13 protein-coding genes are annotated in these 21,768 nt (G+C 51.0%); 3 read left to right on the top strand and 10 right to left on the bottom strand.

The window, feature by feature from the left end:
- The 4 genes from AAG834_RS11405 to AAG834_RS11420 form a co-directional block, all read right to left on the bottom strand.
- Positions 1-189 (bottom strand): helix-turn-helix domain-containing protein (locus tag AAG834_RS11405; RefSeq protein WP_342032189.1); only part of this gene is annotated, 189 nt, incomplete at its 3' end.
- 113 nt (positions 190-302) lie between these two features.
- Complete coding sequence (locus AAG834_RS11410) at positions 303-1,721, bottom strand: efflux transporter outer membrane subunit (protein WP_342032190.1); 1,419 nt, start codon at positions 1,719-1,721, stop codon at positions 303-305.
- A 55-nt stretch (positions 1,722-1,776) separates the two neighbouring features.
- Positions 1,777-4,992 carry an efflux RND transporter permease subunit gene (locus tag AAG834_RS11415; protein WP_342032191.1) on the bottom strand — a complete coding sequence of 1,072 codons (3,216 nt, stop codon included), beginning with the start codon at positions 4,990-4,992 and terminating at the stop codon, positions 1,777-1,779.
- 11 nt (positions 4,993-5,003) lie between these two features.
- Positions 5,004-6,284, bottom strand: coding sequence for an efflux RND transporter periplasmic adaptor subunit (locus AAG834_RS11420; protein WP_342032192.1), 1,281 nt, complete (start codon positions 6,282-6,284; stop codon positions 5,004-5,006).
- Between the two features lie 237 nt (positions 6,285-6,521).
- On the opposite strand from AAG834_RS11420, the gene mtrR reads away from it, so the two are divergent.
- On the top strand, positions 6,522-7,157 hold the full coding sequence (mtrR, locus tag AAG834_RS11425) for a multidrug efflux system transcriptional repressor MtrR (protein WP_342032193.1): 636 nt from the start codon (positions 6,522-6,524) through the stop codon (positions 7,155-7,157).
- 193 nt (positions 7,158-7,350) lie between these two features.
- On the opposite strand, the gene ettA is transcribed toward mtrR, so the two are convergent.
- From ettA to nadA, 6 genes are all read right to left on the bottom strand, one after another.
- Entirely contained in the window at positions 7,351-9,027 is a 1,677-nt protein-coding gene (ettA, locus tag AAG834_RS11430) for an energy-dependent translational throttle protein EttA (RefSeq protein WP_003756559.1), read from the bottom strand.
- Positions 9,028-9,243: 216 nt separating this feature from the next.
- Positions 9,244-12,297 (bottom strand): type I restriction endonuclease subunit R, encoded by a 3,054-nt coding sequence (locus AAG834_RS11435; protein WP_342032194.1) that lies wholly within the window; start codon positions 12,295-12,297, stop codon positions 9,244-9,246.
- Positions 12,298-12,351: 54 nt separating this feature from the next.
- Positions 12,352-13,590 (bottom strand): restriction endonuclease subunit S, encoded by a 1,239-nt coding sequence (locus AAG834_RS11440; RefSeq protein WP_193618152.1) that lies wholly within the window; start codon positions 13,588-13,590, stop codon positions 12,352-12,354.
- A 90-nt stretch (positions 13,591-13,680) separates the two neighbouring features.
- Positions 13,681-15,879, bottom strand: coding sequence for a type I restriction-modification system subunit M (locus tag AAG834_RS11445; RefSeq protein ID WP_315338750.1), 2,199 nt, complete (start codon positions 15,877-15,879; stop codon positions 13,681-13,683).
- 384 nt (positions 15,880-16,263) lie between these two features.
- Positions 16,264-17,808, bottom strand: coding sequence for an L-aspartate oxidase (gene nadB, locus AAG834_RS11450; protein WP_342032195.1), 1,545 nt, complete (start codon positions 17,806-17,808; stop codon positions 16,264-16,266).
- 51 nt (positions 17,809-17,859) lie between these two features.
- Positions 17,860-18,972 (bottom strand): quinolinate synthase NadA, encoded by a 1,113-nt coding sequence (nadA, locus tag AAG834_RS11455; RefSeq protein WP_342032196.1) that lies wholly within the window; start codon positions 18,970-18,972, stop codon positions 17,860-17,862.
- Positions 18,973-19,174: 202 nt separating this feature from the next.
- Between nadA and AAG834_RS11460 the strand changes: the two genes are divergently transcribed.
- Complete coding sequence (locus tag AAG834_RS11460; protein ID WP_342032197.1) at positions 19,175-20,113, top strand: NUDIX hydrolase; 939 nt, start codon at positions 19,175-19,177, stop codon at positions 20,111-20,113.
- A 229-nt stretch (positions 20,114-20,342) separates the two neighbouring features.
- Positions 20,343-21,224, top strand: coding sequence for a carboxylating nicotinate-nucleotide diphosphorylase (gene nadC / locus AAG834_RS11465; protein WP_342032198.1), 882 nt, complete (start codon positions 20,343-20,345; stop codon positions 21,222-21,224).
- The last annotated feature ends 544 nt before the right edge of the window (positions 21,225-21,768 follow it).

A 21,768-nucleotide genomic window follows, 5' to 3' on the forward strand; every position in this document is an offset into this window, starting at 1 on the left:
GCGGTGTTGGGGCATGGTTTTGGACTGGGGATGTTCAAGTGCGCCGATGCCGCCTTCTTGATAGGCGCGTATCCATCGTCGCAGGTGGGTTCGGGAGATGCCGTAGTGGTCTGCGGTACGCTGTTGGTTGCGTATATGCAGGTAGTGGAGTACGGTTTGGTATTTGAAGTGTAATGTATATTTGGTCATAAAAAAACTGCACCTTGTGAGTTGGAGGGGATGTGTCCAACTTTTGGGGTGCAGTTCAAACCGGATATCCGGTTTTCAGACGACGTTTTTAATGCCGCTTATTTCAAACAGTCTTACTGCTGCGCGGCTGACTGGCCAACGGTTTCGCGTTTCAAACCGCCCCCGAGTGCTTTATAGAGGTCGGCGAGGTTTTCGAGGCGGGTGAGCTGGTTGGCAAGCAACGCGGTTTCTGCGCCATAGCTGCTGCGTTCTGCGTCAAGCAGGTCGAGGGCGTTGGATACGCCGTGTTTGTAGCGCAGATTGATGAGACGTAAGGTATCGTTGTAGGCGCGGCTTTGTTTGTTTAGCGCGGCGTAGCTCTTGTCGAGTTGCTCGCGTGCGACCAAGGCGTTGGATACGTCTTGGAAAGCGGCTTGGACGGCGGCTTCGTACGCGACGATTTGCGCCTCTTTACGCAGCGTGGCTACGTCAAGATTCGCTTTATTGCTACCCCAGTTGAAAATCGGCAGGGTAATGGAGGGGGCGAACGACCAGATGCCTGTACCGCTCTTGAAGAGGCCGCTCAACTCGCCGGACGCTGTACCGACCGATCCGGTCAGGCTGATGGTGGGGAAGAAGGCGGCACGCGCTGCGCCGATGTTGGCATTGGCTTGTTTGAGCGAGTGTTCTGCGGCGCGGATGTCGGGACGGTTGAGCAGAACTTCGGAACTCAAGCCGGCAGGCAGACGGGTGATTTTGAACTGTTTGCTCAAAGGCAGCGCGGCAGGCAGGTCTTCCGGCAGGGGGTGGTTAATCAGGGTCGCCAAGGCATTGCGGGCTTGTTCGCGGTTTTTGACGGCGTTCGCGTAATCGGCTTTGGCGGATTCAATCAGGGCTTCCTGTTGACGCAAATCGACGGCGGAAATCACGCCTGCTTTGTGGCGCATTTGGGAAAGTTTGTAGGTGGTTTCGCGGGTTTTGAGTACACGCTGCGCCAATGCCATTGATTCTTGGGCGTACAGCTCGTTGAAATGGGCTTTGGCAACGGCGGCAATCAGGGCAAGGTGGGCAGCATCGCGGTTCGCGGCTACGCTGAAATAACCTTGCAATGCGGCTTGGCTGTTGCTGCGGACGCGTCCGAAAAGGTCCAGCTCGTACGCTGCCGCGCCCAAACCGACACTGTATTCGCTGCGGGTAACGCCGCCACTCAAGCTGCCTGTCCGCGTACCGGTACCGCTGGCGTTTATGCTCGGCAGCAGGTCGTTTCGGACAATCATGTATTGTTTGCGGTAGATTTCGGCGTTCAGCGCGGCGGTGCGCAGGTCGGTATTGCGTTCCAACGCGATGTCGATAAGGCGGTGCAGGCGCGGGTCGGCAAAGAAGTCCTGCCAGCCCAAGTCGGCGGCGCGGATGCCGTCGTCGAAGGTGTCGTATTTGAAAGTTTCGGCAACTTCGACCTGCGGTTGTTCATATTTCGGGATCATGGTACAGGCGGACAGCGCGACGGCTGCGGCGACGGTACTCAATACCGTTTTGAATGTCATTTTGTTCATAAGGATTCCTTGGGGTCGTCTGAAACCGTATTTCGGGTTTCAGACGACCTTTTTGCTAGTGCTTGTTGTCCGTATTTTGATCTTCGTGGGAAATCATGCCTGCTTCGGCAGCGTGTTTCACGGCCATTTCATGTTCGTGCGCGCTTTCCTTAAAGAATTTGCGCACGATGACATAAAAGAGCGGCACAAGGAACACGGACAAAATCGTACCGATCAACATACCCCAGAACACAGTCGTACCGATGGCACGCTGGCTGGCTGAGCTGGCACCGCTGGCAATATACAGCGGAACCACGCCCAAAATGAAGGCAAACGAAGTCATAATAATCGGACGGAAACGCAGGCGTGCGGCTTCCAGCGCGGCTTCCAGTGCGCTCTTGCCTTGCGCTTGCAGGTCTTTGGCAAACTCGATAATCAAAATCGCGTTTTTCGCACTCAAGCCCATTACGGTTACAAAGCCGACTTGGAAGTAAATATCATTGGTAAACGAGGGGATACTGCCCAACAGAGCTTCAAACGTATTACGCCCGGTAACACCCAATGCCGCGCCAATCAAACCCAACGGAATCACGAGGATAACTGCCAGCGGGATAGACCAGCTTTCATAAAGCGCGGCAAGCACCAAGAATACAGAAGCAATCGCCAAGCCGTACAAAATCAAGGTTTGCGAACTGCCTTTGGCTTCTTCGCGCGACTGACCGCCCCATTCTAGGCTGTAACCGCCGCCCATTTCGTCAACCATTTGCTGTACCGCAGCCATTGCTTGGCCGGATGAAACACCGGTAGCCGGAGAGCCGGAAAGTTCCATAGAGGGATAGCCGTTGAAGCGGACGCTTTGTTCCGTACCTGTCTGCCAGGAAACAGTAGCAATGGTAGAAAGCGGGACAGCGACACCGGAACTGTTGGGCACAGTCAAATTCAGGATGTCGGACGGCTGCATACGAGCAGAAGCATCAGCCTGAACCATCACGCGTTGCAGACGACCCTGGTTCGGGAAGTCGTTGACATAAGACGAACCCAAAGAGGAAGCCAGGGTCGTTCGGATGTCTGAGAACGAAATGCCCTGTGCGGCAGCAGCGGCCCGGTCGATGTCGATTTTCAATTGCGGCGCATCCTCCAGACCGCTGGCACGGACGGTGCTCGGGTCAAACAGACCGCTTTCGCGCATTTTGCCGATCAATTCGTTGCGCTTCGCCAGCAATGCGGCATGACCGGTATTGTTGCGGTCTTGCAGGTTGATGGTCAGACCCGAGCCGTTACCCAACTCCATAATTGGAGGAGGCGTAATAGCGATACCGAAACCGTCTTTAAGCGTACCCATCATCATACCAGTCAGCTTGTTTGAAATAGACGTTGCATCGCTGCCCGGAGTTTTACGCTCATTCCAGTCTTTAAGTATGGCAAAACCCATAGCCATATTTTGACCGCTGCCCGAAAAGCTGAAACCGGAAACAGTAATGATATTTTCAATTTCAGGAATGCTTTTCGCCAACTGGGTAACTTGCGCCAATGTCGCATCGGTACGCTCTTTGGTCGCACCCGCGGGCAGTTGCACGCTGACCATGACGAAGCCTTGGTCTTCGGTCGGCAAGAAAGAAGTCGGCAAGCGCATAAACAGGAATACGCCGACAGCCGCCAAACCGATGTAAACAACCATCATGCGCAAAGTCTTACGCAACACTTTGGCAACCCAGCCTTCATAACCGTGTGTCCAGCTATCAAATTTTTTATTGAACCAGCCGAAGAAACCTTTTTTCTCTTCGTGATGCCCCTTCTGAATCGGCTTGAGCATGGTGGCGCACAATGCCGGCGTCAGCGTCAGTGCAAGGAATGCGGAGAATGCAATCGATGCCGCCATGGTTAAAGCGAACTGTTTATAAATATTACCGGTTGCACCGCTGAACATTGCCAAAGGCACAAATACGGAAATCAGGACGGCGGTAATACCGACCACCGCGCCGGAAATCTGACCCATCGCTTTTTTGGTCGCGGCTTTAGGCGGCAAACCTTCCGTCGCCATAATACGCTCGACGTTTTCAACGACCACAATCGCATCGTCGACCACGATACCGATGACCAATACCATCGCAAACATGGTCAATACGTTAATCGACATGCCCATATAAGAGATGAAGGCAAAACCGCCCAACAGCGAAATCGGCACGACAATAGTCGGAATCAGCGTATAGCGGATGTTTTGCAGGAATAGGAACATCACCAAAAATACCAATACAATGGCTTCCAAAAGCGTATGGATCACTTTCTCAATCGAAATATCGACGAATTTGGAAGTATCGTAAGGCGTTTTCCAGCTCATACCCTGCGGGAAGTATTTTTGCAGGGTCGCCATTTTTTCCTTCACTGCGGTGGCGGTTGCCAAAGCATTACCGCTGTTGGACAACATCACCGCCATACCGGTGGTGTTCACACCGTTCAGGCGGGTGGAAGAAGAATAGTCTTCCATACCCAAGCTGACTTTCGCCACATCTTTCAGATAGACATTCGAGCCGTCGGTATTGGATACCAAAATGATGTTGCCGAACTCTTCAGCCGTACTCAATTGACCTTGCGCCGTAACGGTCGCCGAAATGGTCTGTCCCGGCACAGCAGGCAGAGAACCGATAGAACCCGCTGAAATTTGGATGTTTTGTGTTGCAAGCGCGTTGGTTACCGCAGAAAACGACAGGTTGTAGTTTTGCAGTTTTTTCGGATCAATCCAAATGCGCATGGCGCGTTGCGCACCGAACAACCGTACCGAGCCTACACCGTCGATACGCTGCAACTCGGGAACGATATTGCGCTGTGCGTAGTCGTTCATTTCCTCGGTGGACTGTACGTCTGACGAAAGCATTACAATCATCAGGAAGTTGGAACGCGCTTTCGATACGGTAACACCATATTGCTGCACGGTAGCAGGCAGATTGCTCAATACTTCGGAGAGTTTGTTCTGCACATCCACCTGCGCCAGATCCTCATTGGTTTCAGGCGTAAACGTCAAACTTACGCTGCCTCTGCCGCTGGAGTCGGCGGAAGTGCTCATGTAGTCCAAACCTTCCACACCGTTCATATTGCGTTCAATAACGGCAAGCACGCTGTCTTCCATCACCTGCGCGGACGCGCCCGGATAAGTAGCGGTCAGCGTAATGGTCGGAGCGGCAACGGACGGATATTGGGAAACCGGCAAACTCCTAATGCCGATAACACCCGCTGCGATAATAAAAATCGCAATGACCCATGCAAAGATGGGGCGGTCGATAAAAAACTTAGCCATTGATGCCTTCCTTATTTAGCTGCGGATGCCGGTTTGGCTTCAGAGGTCGTCTGAGCGTCTTTCTTCACTTCGGAAGCAGCTTTGGGCACGGCTTCTGCAGCACTTCCGGCAGGCGTCCATTCTTTAGGCGTAACCTTTTTCGCACCCATCATGGCGGCGATGCTGGTGCCGTCCACAACGACTTTGTCGCCGTCGTTCAGACCCGCAGTGATAATCCAGTTGGTTCCCTGCTGCCGAGCGACTGTTACCTCGCGCGACTCCATTTCGCCTTTGGCGTTCACAATCGTTACAGTATCTTTCGTACCGCGCGTTACTGCCTGCTGCGGTACGACAAAGGCATTAGCAACAGCTACCTGATCCATCAGGACTCGCACATAAAGACCGGGCATCAGGATATTTTTGTCGTTCGGCACTGACGCGCGCAGCGTGATTTGTCCGGTTGTTTCGTTAACAGACGGATCGGAGAACAGCAAACGGCCTTTATGCGGATAAACTTCGCCGTTGTCGAACTTGATACCCACTTCAATCGCGCCGTCCACGCCCGACAATTTGCCCTCGGCAACCTGTTGGCGCAGCTTCATCACTTCGGTCGCGGATTGAGTAATGTTCACATACATAGGATTGGTTTGACGGATAGTCGCCAGTACGGTCGTATCGCCCGCGTTCAACAGTGTACCTTCGGACACCTTAGACTGACCGATGAAACCGGAAATCGGCGCAGTAATGCGCGCCCTGTTCAGATTGATACCGGCAGATTTGATTGCCGCTTGCGCTGCTTTGACGCTTGCTTCGGCGGAACGTTTCGCCGTTACCGCCGCATCGTAGTCCTGTTTGCTGATGGCATCGGCGGCAACCAGTGGTTTGTAACGCGCCAAGTCGGCATTGGCTTTGGCAAGGGTTGCCTGCGCGCTTGCCAACTGGGCGCGCGAGCTTTCCAGATTTGCTTCATAGGTGGAACTATCGATTTGGTAAAGCGGCTGTCCGGCGCGGACATAGCTGCCCTCTTGAAACAGGCGTTTTTGGATGATACCGCCGACTTGGGCGCGGACATCCGCGGTACGCAGCGACTCCAACCGACCCGGCAGCTCGGTCGTCAGCGCGACGGTTTCAGGATGGACGGTAACGACACCGACCACAGGGGGCGGAGCTTCTTTTTGTGCAGCTGCCTGCTGCCCTTTTCCATCTTTTGCACCTTGCGTCGCATCGGTGCCTTTGTTACACGCTGAGAGAGCCAACGCAGTAGCGGCAGCGATTGCCGCCATGCGCATCACCTTAGAAGCATCAAAAATCATTGATTTTCCTATCTAGATAATTGTTATGAAGTTTCACTATATACTTTGTTATCAGAGCCGATTTTTGGTTCCGAAAACAACAATCGCCTGCTTCAATATCTGAAGCAGGTCGTCTGAAAAAAGAGTTTATATTTGAGAGCCAATCTCAATTACAGGAGTCATTATACATACATGCTTGCATGGATACAAAGTATTTTTTATAATCCCCAACATTCCACTTAACTTGAAACAGGCATCATGCGGAAAACCAAAACCGAAGCCCTTAAAACCAAAGAACATCTCATGCTCGCCGCGCTGGAACCCTTCTACCAAAAAGGCATCGCGCGCACTTCGCTCAACGAAATCGCCCAGGCCGCCGGCGTGACGCGCGGCGCGTTGTATTGGCATTTCAAAAACAAAGAAGACTTGTTCGACGCCCTCTTCCAGCGCATTTGCGACGACATCGAAAACTGCATGCAGCAGGACGCGACCGATAGCGATGAACAAGAGTGGCCGCTTTTCCGCCGTACCTTGATGCACTTTTTCACACGCCTGCAAACCAACGACATCCACTATAAATTCCACAGCATCCTGTTTTTAAAATGCGAACACACCGAGCAGAACGCCGCCGTCATCAACATTGCGGATAAACATCAAGCGATTTGGCGCGAGAAAATTACCGAAGTCCTGACCAAATCCATTGCCCAACATGCCTTATCCGAAGATTTGGATACCGACATGGCGGTTATCTTCATCAAATCGATGCTGGACGGTCTGATTTGGCGTTGGCTCTCGTCCGACAAAAGTTTCGACCTTGCCCAAACCGCACCGCGTATGATTGACATCCTCTTGGACAATCTGAAAAACCACCCGCAACTGCGTAAGCAAAAATAACGGACTGCATACAAAAAGGTCGTCTGAAAACAAGCACCACACGTTTTCAGACGACCTATTCTCTGCCTCAGCAGGCGTTATATATTATGAATCAACCCGTTAGACAAACAACGCCCGAACAATCCCTGCTTAACAAAAACGTCGTCTGAAAACCCTTTTTCAAGTTTTCAGACGACGTTTTCTTATTTTCCTATCAACGCGTTACCGGTTTATATTTAATCCGTTTCGGTTTCGCGCCCTCTTCGCCCAAACGGCGTTTCTTATCGGCTTCGTATTCCTGATAGTTGCCGTCGAAGAACACCCATTTCGAATCGCCTTCGCACGCCAGAATATGCGTGGCTATGCGGTCGAGGAACCAGCGGTCATGCGAAATCACCATTACGCTACCGGCAAATTCCAGCAATGCGTCTTCCAGCGCGCGCAGGGTTTCCACGTCGAGGTCGTTGGACGGTTCGTCCAGCAGCAAGACGTTGCCGCCGCTCAACAAGGTTTTTGCCAAGTGCAAACGCCCGCGTTCGCCGCCGGAAAGCTGTCCAGCGATTTTGCTTTGGTCGCTGCCTTTAAAGTTGAAACGACCCAAATATTGGCGGGCGGGGATTTCAAACTGCCCGACCTGCAAAATGTCGCGGCCTTCGGCGATGTTGTCGAACACGGTTTTGTCGTTTTGCAAACCTTCGCGGCTTTGGTCAATCAGGCTCATTTTCACGGTTTGCCCGATTTTCACTTCGCCGGAATCGGGCTGCTCTTTGCCCGCAATCATTTTAAACAGTGTCGATTTACCCGCGCCGTTCGGGCCGATGATGCCGACAATCGCGCCCGCAGGTACTTTGAAGCTCAAATCGTCAATCAGCACTTTGTCGCCAAACGATTTGGAAACATTCACAAATTCAATCACTTCGTTACCCAAACGCTCGGCGACGGGAATGAAGATTTCCTGCGTTTCATTGCGTTTTTGGTATTCGTAGTTGCTCATTTCTTCAAAACGTGCCAAACGCGCTTTGGACTTGGCTTGGCGGCCTTTGGCATTTTGGCGCACCCATTCCAATTCCTGCTTCATCGCTTTCACGCGCGCGGCTTCGGATTTCGCCTCGTTTTCCAAGCGTTTTTCTTTCTGCTCCAGCCAAGACGAGTAATTGCCTTTCCACGGAATACCGTGGCCGCGGTCGAGTTCCAAAATCCATTCGGCGGCGTTGTCGAGGAAGTAGCGGTCGTGCGTTACCGCGACCACCGTGCCGGGGAAGCGCACCAAGAATTGCTCCAGCCATTCAACCGATTCAGCGTCCAAGTGGTTGGTCGGCTCGTCCAACAGCAGCATATCCGGCTTGCTCAACAAGAGTTTGCACAAGGCGACGCGGCGTTTTTCACCGCCGGACAGATTGCCGATTTTGGCATCCCATTCCGGCAGGCGCAGCGCATCGGCGGCGATTTCCAATTCGTGTTCCGCACCGCCGCCCGTGGACGAACCTGCCGCAATAATCGCTTCCAAGCGACCCTGTTCTTCCGCCAGCGCGTCAAAATCCGCATCAGGATTGGCATACTCGGCATACACTTCTTCCAAACGTTTCTGCGCCGCAGCCACTTCGCCCAAACCGCTTTCCACTTCCTCGCGCACGGTTTTCTCAGGATCAAGCTCCGGCTCTTGCGGCAGATAGCCGATTTTGATGCCGCCCATCGGCACGGCTTCGCCCTCAAATTCCTTATCTACACCCGCCATAATCCGCAGCACGGTGGACTTGCCCGCGCCGTTCAAACCGAGCAAACCGATTTTCGCGCCGGGGAAAAAGGAGAGGGAAATATCTTTAATGATGGTTTTCTGCGGCGGCACAACCTTGCTCACGCGCAGCATAGAATAGACGTATTGTTGGGACATGGTTTTCTCAATTCGGTCAAACAAATTTCAGACGACCCATTTTAACCGATTGCACCGATTGTTGCTTGCACGGATGATATTTAGAGGGGAAATAGATGGAATGGATTGATTTGTTCGGATTTGGAAGAAGATCGTCTGAAAAGTAAAATGAAACTTCATGAATAGCAAACATTCCTCAGAAAATAAAGCCGTCTTTTCAGACGACCTTAAAACATACTATTTTTCCAAATGGACATTATCATAAATCTGCTTCGCCAATCGGCGGCAGACTTTGTTTTTGATTTGAGGATTATTCAAAACTTTAGAAACGCTCTCTCCAAACTGCTCAAACAATCCGATCAACAAATCATCAACCTGTGTATTGAAATAATTCATGAAAGATGGCAAAGGATTGTTATTGGCTGCATCGACAATATCCGGATTTTCGCGCGCAAATTTTTCAATAGACTCAAAAAATAGCTGATCTGCCAATGTAAACTCGGTTGTAAATGTTTCATTTAACTCTTTAATCAGCTTATCCAGCTCTTCGGTCAGGCTGACTTGTCCCGTACCTACGTCCGTTGAGCCTTTTTGCGGTTCGGCTTCGCCTTCGTTCAGCTTGATTGAGCCTTCGCCGATTTGCTGCAAACGGTAATATTGCAAAATTGCCATTTTAGACAAATCCAATTTTTCGCTTTGTTTGCCGCGCGGCAGCTTCATCATCAAAGCTTTGAGATAAACATAGCGTTTCTCATGAATAGAATCGGCATACGGCAAAATCTGCGAAACAAACAAATAAAGATTCAAATAACTTTGCAACTGGCTTTTAAAGAGCTTTTGCTGTTCTTCATTATGCTCGGGGTCGTCTGAAATATGCAGATATTTTTCAATCGCTTTATCGATGATCGCATTGAGCTTTTTATGTTCGCTATGGGTTGGTGTAGTACCGCCGCCGAACCAAACACCGGCAAACTCATCAATATCACTTTGTGTATAAATCTTCCATTCATCCAGTGTATTGCCTAAACTTGCCAACTTCTCATCATCCGGAATCTTGCCCAACTCTGTCCGTTGATAATACGGTTTGAAAGCAGCATAAATGTCTTCACGGTCATTGACGAAATCCAGTACAAACGTATCTTCCTTGCCTTTTGCCGTACGGTTTAAACGAGACAGCGTCTGCACCGCCTGCACACCCGACAGCACTTTATCGACAAACATGGTATGCAACAACGGCTGGTCAAAACCGGTTTGATATTTATCCGCCACCAAAAGCACTTGATAATTATCGCTGTCAAACTGTTCCGGCAACTCCGTTTCCTTAATGCCGCCATTCATGCCGGGTTCGGAATATTCTTTTTCGGTTTGTTCCGGCAGAATTACTTTGCCTGAAAATGCCACCAGTGATTTGATCCCTTCATACCCTTTTTCGGCAATATACTCATCAAATGCCAATTTATAGCGTACCGCAGCTTCACGCGAACCCGTAACCACCATCGCTTTAGCATAGCCGCCAATCTTATGGCGAGTAACCGACTGAAAATGCTCGATAATGATTTCCACCTTTTGACTGATTACGCTCGGATGTAAATTCACAAAACGCATCAGCTCTTTTTTGGCTTTATGTTTCGGAAGCTCAATACTGCTATCAGCAGTACACAATAAACGGAAATATTGTTTATAGGTCGTATAGTTTGCCAACACATCCAAAATAAAGCCTTCTTCAATTGCCTGTTTCATGGTGTAGCTATGAAACGGCGTTTTGCCTTGCTCGTTCGGTTCGTCAAACAACGCCAACGTTTTCCATTTTGGCGTAGCGGTGAAAGCAAAAAAGCTTAAATTATCTTGGCGGCTGCGTTTGAATTGTTCGCGCAGGATATTTTTTTGCGTTTCAATATCTTCAGGCAGCTCGTCATCTTCCAAATCTAAAAACTCAGCCGCAATTGCCGCTTCAATCCCGCTTTTGTTCAACACCTGGCGCAACTCGCTTGCCGTCTCGCCCGTTTGCGAACTGTGCGCTTCATCCACGATGACCGCAAAGCGTTTGCCTTCGGTATCAAGCGAAATGTGTTCGCCATGTTTTGCTTTGGTTTGGATACTGTGCATCACATAAGGGAATTTTTGAATCGTCGTGATGATAATCGGCACATTTGCCGCTAGCGCGGCGGTAAGCTGGTGGGTATCCCTATCAATTTTCTGCACCACGCCATCGGTTTGCTCAAATTGCGCCACCGTTTCTTGCAACTGTCTGTCCAACACCACGCGGTCGGTAACGATAATCACCGAGTTAAAGATTTTTTCATCGGCGGCATTATGCAAAGAAGCCAAATGATGCGCCAGCCAAGCAATCGTATTGGACTTGCCGGAGCCTGCCGAATGCTGAATCAGATAATTTCTGCCCGCGCCGTGCGCTTTAGTGTGGGCGATCAATTTTCTTACCGCATCAAGCTGATGGAAACGCGGAAAAATCATACTCTCGGTTGTGATATAGCGGAAACCCGAATTCAGGCGGACTTTTCGTTCTTCACGGCTCAAATGCAAAAAGCGCCCAATCAATTCCATTAAGCTGTCTTTAAGCAACACCTCGCGCCACAAATACGCCGTGCGCACATCGTTTTCAACCGGCGGATTGCCTTTGCCATCATTAAAACCGCGGTTAAACGGCAAAAAGCGCGTACCCTCGCCTTCCAGCTTGGTGGTCATATGCACTTCTTGCGTATCCACCGCAAAATGCACCAACGCACGTTTTTTAAATTCAAATAATTTGCCCTGCGGATTCCGATCTTGACGGTATTGGCGCATCGCATCTTCCACCGTCCAGCCGGTTGCCGACATTTCGTTTTTTAATTCGATGGTGATAACAGGAATACCGTTTACCGACAATACCATATCAATCCGCTCGTTACATTCGGTAATCACTTGGCGGGTAATTTTGACGATATTGGCATCGTATTGCTGCTGCGTGGTTTCATTTAAAGTGGAATTGGGGGCGAAATATGCCATTTTTGCCGTACGGTTTGCCACACGGAAACCATTGCGCAGCACATGCAGGCTGCCTTTAATGTTCAATTCTTGATTTAACGCTTTGATCAGCTCGTCTTTCGCCTTATCTTTACGCGACATTTCCAAATACGCCCATAGTTTCGGTTGGGTCGTCTGAATAAATGCCACGGCATCGGCAGGAAAAAGTGCGGTCGATTTTTCATAATCTTTTGCAAAGCCCTGTTGATAACCGCCTTCCGTTAATAGGCTGTGCTCGATTTCATTTTCAAAGTATGGTTCGGTATGCATCCGTTTGCTCCCATTTTATTGATTGCAAGGTAGGCTTGAATCCACCCATGCCCTTTATTCATCGGTTACTTTTATTTTCCCCGTTACCGCCTGAGTAATCAGCGCGGTGCGGTATTCTTTCAGACGACCTATGGTTTGATTGACCGTATCGCACAAGCGGTCGATTTTGGCGGTTTCTTGGTCTAGGTAATTGGCAATGGCGGATTGTTCGGTTACGGGGGGAAGTAACGATTTTAGATAGCTTAATCTTTCCGATTTTATTCCAAGTGCAGTAGAACCAGTTGCAAATTTATAAAGGCTAGCTTGAAACGCTTTTGACAAAATAAAATATTTTAAAAATCTATTATCAAGTTTATCTTTTTTACCATCAAATTTTAATACTCGTTGAGCCAATGCAACATCAGTTCGGTCAATTTGAGCAACCTCACCTAATGGTGCTTCTGTGGTCATTAAGACTTGTCCTAATTTAGGCAAACCTCGTCTCATAACTTCTTCATAGTTATCTTCATCAATAAATTCTTGTGAAAGTGTATAGTCAATTATTCCATTTTTAATATTTCTTGCTGTTATTAGGAATACCCCACTATTTGTTTTTTCGGGAGTTTTTCCACGATAATCAATAATTGAGTTCATTACTAATTTAAAGGGAGAAACATCCCAATGCGCCGGCACATCCCCCAACCATTCCACACCACTGTTTTTCATCGCGGCTGCGGGGTTTAAGCCTTTGGTTACAGCATGGGTAATCACGGCGGTGCGCTGTTCCGCGAGCTTTTCGAGCAGGGTTTGCTGCTTGCCAATCAGCGCATCGATTTCGCCAAGCTTGGCGTCTAGATAGTGGGCGATGGCGGTTTGTTCTTTATAATGGGGAACTGCAAAAACTAAATTATTTAAAGCTGTTTGAGTCATACTTGGTAAAGCCGTTTGAGTTGAATATCTTCCAAAATCAATAGTTAGCGTTAAATAGTAAAGATACTTTGGGTAGGTATTTTTTAAAATTTCGGTGTAATACATTGTATCAACAGTCCAAAATTTACCATTTACGTAAAGTGGTTTATCAATAGTACCTTTTCTTCCCAATAGAACGGACTCACCGTCATATAAGTAACTATTTGCATAAGCGAATTGACCGCCAGAACCAATAACGGGATAACCATCATTTGTTTCAACATGTTTATAATCGGCACCATTTTGAATTCTTGCTAAAAATTTTAACCTTTTCACTTCCCAATGATCCGGCACTTCCCCCAACCAAGAAATACCGCTGTCTTTATAGGTTTCGTATCTGTTCATTTTTAATCTCGTTTTTAATAGCGTCGCGGGGAAGTTTCTGCTTACCCTACGATGGTATTGCGTGCATTTCAGAAAAATCCCGTCCACCTGTTATTGCAAATTGCCGAGCATTTGTATGATTTCCTGCTCCAAGGCGTTGATTTCGGCTTTGATAATGGCTAAATCACGCGGCGGCTGGTATTCATAAAAATGGCGGTTTATCGGAATTTCAAAGCCGAGCTTGGTTTTGCCCTCATCCACCCACGCATCAGGCACATGCGGCAAGACTTCGGCTTGCATATAGGCTTCTATCGTCGGACGGAGTACAGTCAATAATTTGTCCAAATTTGTTTCGTTGTCATAGCCCAAACTTAATGGGAATAGGATTTCAGACGGCATCGGCACAAGTTCGGTATCGCGCAGTTGTGAATCGGCTTCTTTATTGCCTTTGCTGTCTGTGCAAATATCAGCAGTTGGGTCGCGCTCGCTCAATGCGTCCAAAATGGTTTTTTTCAGCGGTGCGCCGATGATGAAATCCAAGGCTTTTAATGCCGGATTCAATACTTTTAAAAAGGCGTTGCGGTTTGTATAAAGTGTGTCATCCAATCCGCTCAATGCGTCAATAATGGCTTGTTGTTGCGCTTCGCCACGCTCTTCATCGGCTTTGATTTGCGTTTCGTCTTTGATTTTTTTGCTTTTCGCTAAATTCGCAAAGGCGGTTTGTTCCCACAGTTTTTCAATGCGTTTTGCGCTTGCTTGGAAATTCAGGCGCAAGGGGCGTTCTACCGTGATTTTCAAATAGGCGAAATCTTGGTTGTTGAAAATCTTGCTGTCTTTGGTTTCGGCAAAATTGGCATACAGTTTGGTAATGTCGGCGATATGCTTTTCTGACAATTCGTTGCGCTTGTTGCCGAGCGATTTTTGCATTTTTTGATAATACTGCGTGGCGTTAATCAACTGTACTTTGCCTTGCCGTTTCGCGCTTTTCTTGTTCGATAAAATCCAAATGTAAGTATAAATACCGGTGTTGTAGAACATTTGATCCGGCAAAGCGATAACGGCTTCAAGCATGTCGTTTTCAATCGCATAACGGCGGATATTGCTTTCGCCGCTACCTGCATCGCCGGTAAACAGCGGCGAGCCGTTAAATACCACGGCGATGCGCGAGCCTTGATCGTCTTTTTCAGGCTGCTTCATTTTGCTTATCATGTGCTGCAAAAAGAGTAGCGAGCCGTCGTTGATACGCGGTAAACCTGCGCCGAAACGGCCATTGAAGCCTTTCTCTGCGTATTCTTCTTTGACGTAATCTTCTTGGATTTTCCATTCCACGCCAAATGGCGGATTCGCGAACATATAATCAAAGCGTTTGCTTGGATGCCCGTCATGCGGGGTAAAGCCATTTCCTTTGTCTTTGGCGTTTTTTACCCCCAAGGTATCGCCGAAAATGATGTTTTCGGCGGGTTCGTCTTTAATCAGTAAATCGGCGCAACAGATGGCATAGGATTCGTTGTTATATTCTTGCCCGTATAAGCCCAGATAGATTGTTTGATTGAATCCTTTCAAGGCTTTTTCAGATTCAGAAAGCATGCCGCCCGTACCGCAGGTCGGGTCATAAATTTCACGGTACACTCTGGGTTTGGACAATTCTTGATGGTCTTCTGCAAAGGCGATATTGACCATCAGGCGGATGACTTCGCGCGGGGTAAAGTGGTCCCCGGCTTCTTCATTGGCCTGCTCGTTAAACTTGCGAATCAATTCTTCAAACAAATAGCCCATTTGCGTGTTTGAAATGACATCCGGCGACAACGTTAGTCCGTGCGACTGCAAATCGCCGACAAAGGTTTGCAGGACTTTATACAGACGATTGGCTTCATCCAGCTTGTCGATTTCTTTTTCAAATTCAAACTTGTCAAAAATATCTTTGGCTTTGGCTGAAAAACCGTTGATGTAGTGGATTAAATTCGCGCGGATATGATCTGGGTCATCCAACAGGCGGGCAAGGTTGAAACCGCTGATGTTATACAGCTTTTGCTTACGGTCTTTACCGACAATTTCAGTAAGCTTTTTATCTAGTAACACTTGCGGGAGACGGGCTGTTTCAGCTTTCTTTTGGTTCTCATCAAATAAAGCCTTCATTGCATCTGTATGTTTGCTCAAAATCGCATCAAAGCGGGCAAGCACAATCAAAGGCAGCATCACACGGCGGTATTGCGGCGGACGGTAAGTCCCGCGCAGACCGTTAGCGATGTTCCAAATCATTGAAACGAGAGCACTGTGATGGGGGTGTTGGTGGAGATTTTCAGTTTTCATTGTTGTTATTCCTTAATACCTTAGCAGGTTTTTATGTAGGGATGATTTTCAAATTTGATGTAGGCTGTTTTAGAAAATGCAGAATGACTTTACGCCGCATCATATCTCTCAAAAGCCAGATATTTAATGGATTATACAGGGTCAATTACCCTTTTTTCCAAGTAAAACCGGTATGACTTCTCTGTTCATTTCCAATAAAGAAATGAATTGGATGTACATCCTGCTTATCATTGAAAACGGTAAATTAAAGTCCGGCCGGTAAGTAGATAAAAATTCATCAAAAAGAAATGATTGAAGAATAGAAAGGTCGTCTGAAATCCCCTTTCAGACGACCTTTCTTCATTTTTCACAGGAATATCCCAAACCCCCGCGCAGCCCTACCCTTCAGCCTGCCGCCTGCTTTTTCCAATCGACACACTCTGTCAAATCGGTATTGAAATGCGCGCCGATGTTTTGCCGCCTTCCGTATGCGGCTTGGGCGACGGCGAGGCTGCATTCGAGCAGGTTGCGGTTTTCGTATTCGGACGCGGTGTGCGGTTCGGCTTGGTTTTGCTTCCAAAGTCGCAGTTGGGCGATGGCGCGGCTCAGGCCGGTATCGTTGCGGAGGATGCCCAAATGGCGTTGGTTGAACGCTTGCAGGACGGGGCGGCTGAATGTGTTTTGGAGGTCGTCTGAAAAGATGTCTGCTTCGGCGGAGGGGTTTTCAGACGACCTTTGGGACGGTGCGGTTTGGAACGCTTGTCCGTCTGCGATGGTTTGGGCGGCAAGTCTGGCAGTCACGACGCATTCGAGTAGGGAGTTGCTGGCGAGGCGGTTGGCTCCGTGCAATCCTGTGCAGGCGGTTTCGCCTAAGGCGTAGAGCTGCGGCAGGGAAGTTCTGCCGCAGGGGTCGGTTTGGATGCCGCCGCAGGTATAGTGTTGCACGGGGCGGACGGGGATGGCTTGGCGCGTGATGTCCAAACCGCATTGGGATAAACAGTGCCGATGGATGGACGGGAAATGCTGACGGACGAACTCTGCGGGTTGATGGCTGATGTCGAGCGAGACGAAATCTTGCGTTTGTTTGGCGATTTCGGCGGCGATGGCGCGGGCAACGATGTCGCGCGGCGCGAGTTCGGCGCGGCGGTCGTAATGCGGCATAAACCGTTCACCCGCTTGGTTGGTCAGAATGCCGCCTTCGCCGCGCACGGCTTCGGAAATCAGGAAGGTGCGGCCGTTTTCAGACGACCTTGCCAAGCCTGTGGGGTGGAATTGGATAAATTCGAGGTTTTCGACTGCGCAGCCTGCGCGTATCGCCATGGCGATGGCGTCGCCCGTGCATTCGGGCGGCGTGGTGGTGGCGGCGTAAATCTGTCCCAAGCCGCCGCCCGCGAGTACGGTATGGCGGGCGCGGATGCAATAGATTTCTTGCGTTCGGCAGTCGAGGACGGTCAGTCCGCACGCCGCGCCTGATTCGGTTTGAATGTCCAACGCCATCTGCCGCTCGTAAACGCGGATGTTCGGGCGGCAGCGTATTTGGGCAATCAGGCTCTGCATGACGGCTTCGCCCGTGTAGTCAGCAACGTGGGCGATTCGGCGGCAGGTATGCCCGCCTTCGCGCGTCAGGTGCAGGTCGTTATGAGTCCGGTCGAACGCCACGCCCTGCGCCAGCAGCCATTCGATTGCCGGTTTGCCCTGCGACAGGATGGCACGGACGGCGGCTTCGTTGCACAAACCTGCGCCCGCTTCCAAAGTATCGGCAACGTGTTTTTCGATGTCGTCCTCTCCCGACCACGCCGCCGCAATCCCGCCTTGCGCATGACGGCTGGCGGTGTCGTCCAACCGGTTTTTGCACAAAATGACGGTGCGGAACGATTCAGGCAGCGACAGGGCGAGCGTCAGTGCCGCCAGCCCGTTTCCGGCAATCAATACGTCGCAATCGGTTTGCATGGTGTTGTCCTTGTTTGAGAGGTCGTCTGAAACGGCAATATGGACGGCAAATCAGGCGGGACCCATGCCGTTGAACACATCTTTTTTCTTCAGCCCTGCTGCGAAGTCGAGCATACGCTGCAAAGGCAGTTTGGCGGCTTCGCCCAGCTTCCTGTCCAACAGGATTTCGTTGTGTCCGCTTGTCAGGGCGTATTTGATGCCGCCCAGCGAATTCATCGCCATCCACGGGCAGAATGCGCAGCTTTTGCAGCTTCCGCCGTTGCCCGCCGTCGGTGCGGCGATAAATTCTTTGTCAGGCGCCTGCTTTTGCATTTCGTGCAGGATGCCCAAGTCGGTCGCCACGATGAATTTTTTTTCAGGGCGCGATACGGCGGCTTTGAGCAGTTTGCTGGTCGAGCCGACCACGTCGCCCAGTTCGATGACGCTTTGCGGCGATTCGGGATGAACCAGCACCACAGCGTCGGGATGCTCCGCCTTCAACGCCGCCAGTTCCTGCCCTTTGAATTCGTTATGAACGATGCACGAACCCTGCCACAACAGCATATCCGCGCCCGTTTCGCGGCGGATGTAGTCGCCGAGATGGCGGTCGGGTCCCCAAATCAGCTTCTCGCCGCGCGATTTCAGATACGACACGATTTCCAACGCCACCGAAGACGTTACCACCCAGTCGGCACGTGCTTTCACGGCGGCGGAAGTGTTGGCGTACACTACCACCGTGCGGTCGGGGTGTTGGTCGCAAAACGCTGAAAACGCCTCTTCCGGGCAACCCAAATCCAAAGAACATTCCGCCTCCAAATCAGGCATCAGCACCGTTTTCTCAGGGCAGAGGATTTTCGCGCTCTCGCCCATGAAGCGTACGCCCGCCACCACCAGTGTACCGGCTTCGTGTTCCGCGCCGAAGCGCGCCATCTCCAGCGAATCGCCCACGCATCCGCCCGTTTCCAAAGCCAAATCCTGAATCAGCGGATCGACGTAATAATGCGCCACCAAGACCGCGTTTTTCTCCTTCAGCAAAGTCTTGATTTCGTCTTTCAGACGACCTGCCGTCTCGCGGTCGGGCGTGTCGGCAACCTTCGCCCACGCCTGACGGATTTGGCAGGCGGAAGTCGGCGTCTGGATGAGTGGCATATCGTAATCGAACGAGCGGCGGGCGGCGGTTTGCATGATGTTTCCTTGTAGCTGGTTTTTGAGGCGGCATGAAGGTTTGCCGTCTGTTTTTCAAACTGTTTTTATATTATGCTCAACTTGAGTATAATATGCAAGGTCGTCTGAAAACAGGTTTGAGATACCGCAAAACCGACCCACTTCGTTCCGACAAACCGCTTTGGTTTACAATAAAGCCTTTCCCACCCGCAGAAAGCCGAGCATGGACGCCTACCCCGAAGCCGAAGCCCCGCTGCAAAGCATCGTCGAGCTGGTTCCCGTATTGATTGCCGTTACCGACGGCGGCCTGCGGGTATTGACCGTCGCCCAAGGCACGCTCCTGCCCAACGGCCCGCTTTCCCCCCTGCGCAATTCCCTGCAGGCGGGCGTGAAACTGTGGGTCGCCAAGCAGACTTCGCAGCCTATGGGCTATGTGGAACAGCTTTACACCTTTGTCGATACCCACCGCCGCAACGAACACGGCATGCCCGTCTTGTACGTCAGCTATTTGGGGCTGGTGCACGAGGCAGCCGACAGCATCCTGCATCCGGATGCGAAATGGCAGGACTGCTACGGCTATTTCCCGTGGGAAGATTTGCGTACCGACGGCGGGCAGCGCGACGCCATTGTCAGCCGCCTGCGCATTTGGGCAAACTCGGCGGACACGGAGGAAGTCCGCCAAAAGCGGCTCAAGCGCATTCATTTGTGTTGGGGGGTCGAGCCGGAAAACTGGTCGGAAGAATACGTTTTGCAACGCTATGAAATGCTGTTTGAAAGCGGTCTGATAGCGGAAGCCGCCGAGCCGCAGGCAAACTTCGACTTCGCGCTCACGGGGCAGCCCATGCGCCACGACCACCGCCGCGTGTTGGCAACCGCCCTGTCCCGCCTGCGCGCCAAAATCAAATACCGCCCCGTGATTTTCGAACTGATGCCGCCCGAATTCACGCTGCTGCAACTGCAAAACAGCGTCGAAGCCATCAGCGGCAGATTGCTGCACAAACAAAACTTCCGCCGCCAGATTCAGCAGCAAAACCTCATCGAGCCGTCGGATACCGGCGTATCGGGCAGCAAAGGCCGTCCCGCGCAGCTTTACCGCTTCCTCGACGACGTCCTGCCCGACAGGCTGATTTCGGACATCGGACTGCCGCTGGGCAGCCGTTAGCCCGTTTTCAGACGACCTATAGTGGATTAACAAAAATCAGGACAGGGCGACGAAGCCGCAGACAGTACAGACAGTACGGAACCGATTCACTTGGTGCTTCAGCACCTTAGAGAATCGTTCTCTTTGAGCTAAGGCGAGGCAACGCCCTACTGGTTTAAAGTTAATCCACTATAACATGAAGTTTTGCCCCATCGGTGCAACATCAATCTTTTTCAACAAAGGAAACCCCATGTCGTCTGAAAACACCCTCTTCCCCCTGCCCGACACCCTGTTACGCCCCATGGTGGAACAAGCCTTGAGCGAAGATTTGGGCAGGCGCGGCGACATTACGTCCGCCGCCGTTATCGCGCCCGATAAAACCGCCAAACTCTTCCTCGTCAGCCGCGAAGACGGCGTTATCGCCGGCATGGACTTGGCACGCCTCGCCTTTCAGACGATGGATCCGTCCGTCCGCTTCCAAGCCGAAAACCGAGACGGACAAGCCGTCCGCGCAGGTCAGACGCTTGCCGCCGTCGAAGGCAACGCCCGCGCGCTGCTCGCCGCCGAACGCACCGCTCTCAACTACCTCACGCACTTGAGCGGCATCGCCACCGCCACCGCGCGTGCCGTCGCCGAAGTCGCCGAATACGGTACAGACATCGTGTGCAGCCGCAAAACCATCCCCCTGCTGCGCGTCCTGCAAAAATACGCCGTCAGGGCGGGCGGCGGCACAAACCACCGCATGGGTTTGGACGACGCCGTGCTCATCAAAGACAACCACCTCGCCTATTGCGACAGCATCGCCCAAGCCGTTCGTCAGGCAAAACAGGCGGTCGGAGCATTGACCTGCGTGGAAATCGAAGTGGACACGCTGGCACAACTGGACGAAGCCATCACAGCGGGCGCAGAACGGATTTTGCTGGACAACATGGACGACGAAACCCTGAAAGAAGCGGCAAACCGCTGCCACACGCAAGCCGCCCACCCCCACACCATCTATTGCGAAGCATCGGGCGGCATCGGCTTCGACCGCCTGAAGCGCGTAGCACAAACCGGCGTGGACGGCATCGCCCTCGGCTATCTGACCCACAGCAGCCGCTCGTTAGACATAGGTTTGGATTTCGTGGCGTAAATTTTGCCTAAGACAGCGGCGCAGAAAAAATCCATTCAAAAACGCCCGTTTCGTTATTCCCACACAGGTGGGGTAAAGATGACGAAACGGGCGTTTTCTGAAGTAGATTAAAATTGCAATGATACGGCGTTGCCAACGCCCTTATGTACGATATTATTTTTGACACACAACTTACCGCTTGCCGTCATTCTCGCCCCCGCCTACGCGAGGACAGGCTACGGCGGGAATCCATTTTTGAAATTCAGAAACTGTTTTTCAAATCAAGGTTTCACAAGTTTTACGATGGATTCCCGCCGTAGCCTGTCCTCGCGTAGGCGGGGGCGGGAATGACGGAAAAAGTATTCGGATAAGTGGTATATGTGATACGGCAAACAAGGTTACAGTTGCAAAAAGGTCGTCTGAAACCCCATCACCTAATTTTCAGACGACGGCGGATTCGGATTTGAAGTGCAACTTTCCATAACAGAAAAAGGCCAATATGCGGTAGCATACGGCCTTTCCTGCAAGAAAGATTGCCATGAGCTACACACAACTGACCCAAGAC

It is taken from the genome of Neisseria sp. Marseille-Q2251, assembly GCF_940793045.1.
Classification (GTDB): Bacteria; Pseudomonadota; Gammaproteobacteria; order Burkholderiales; family Neisseriaceae; genus Neisseria.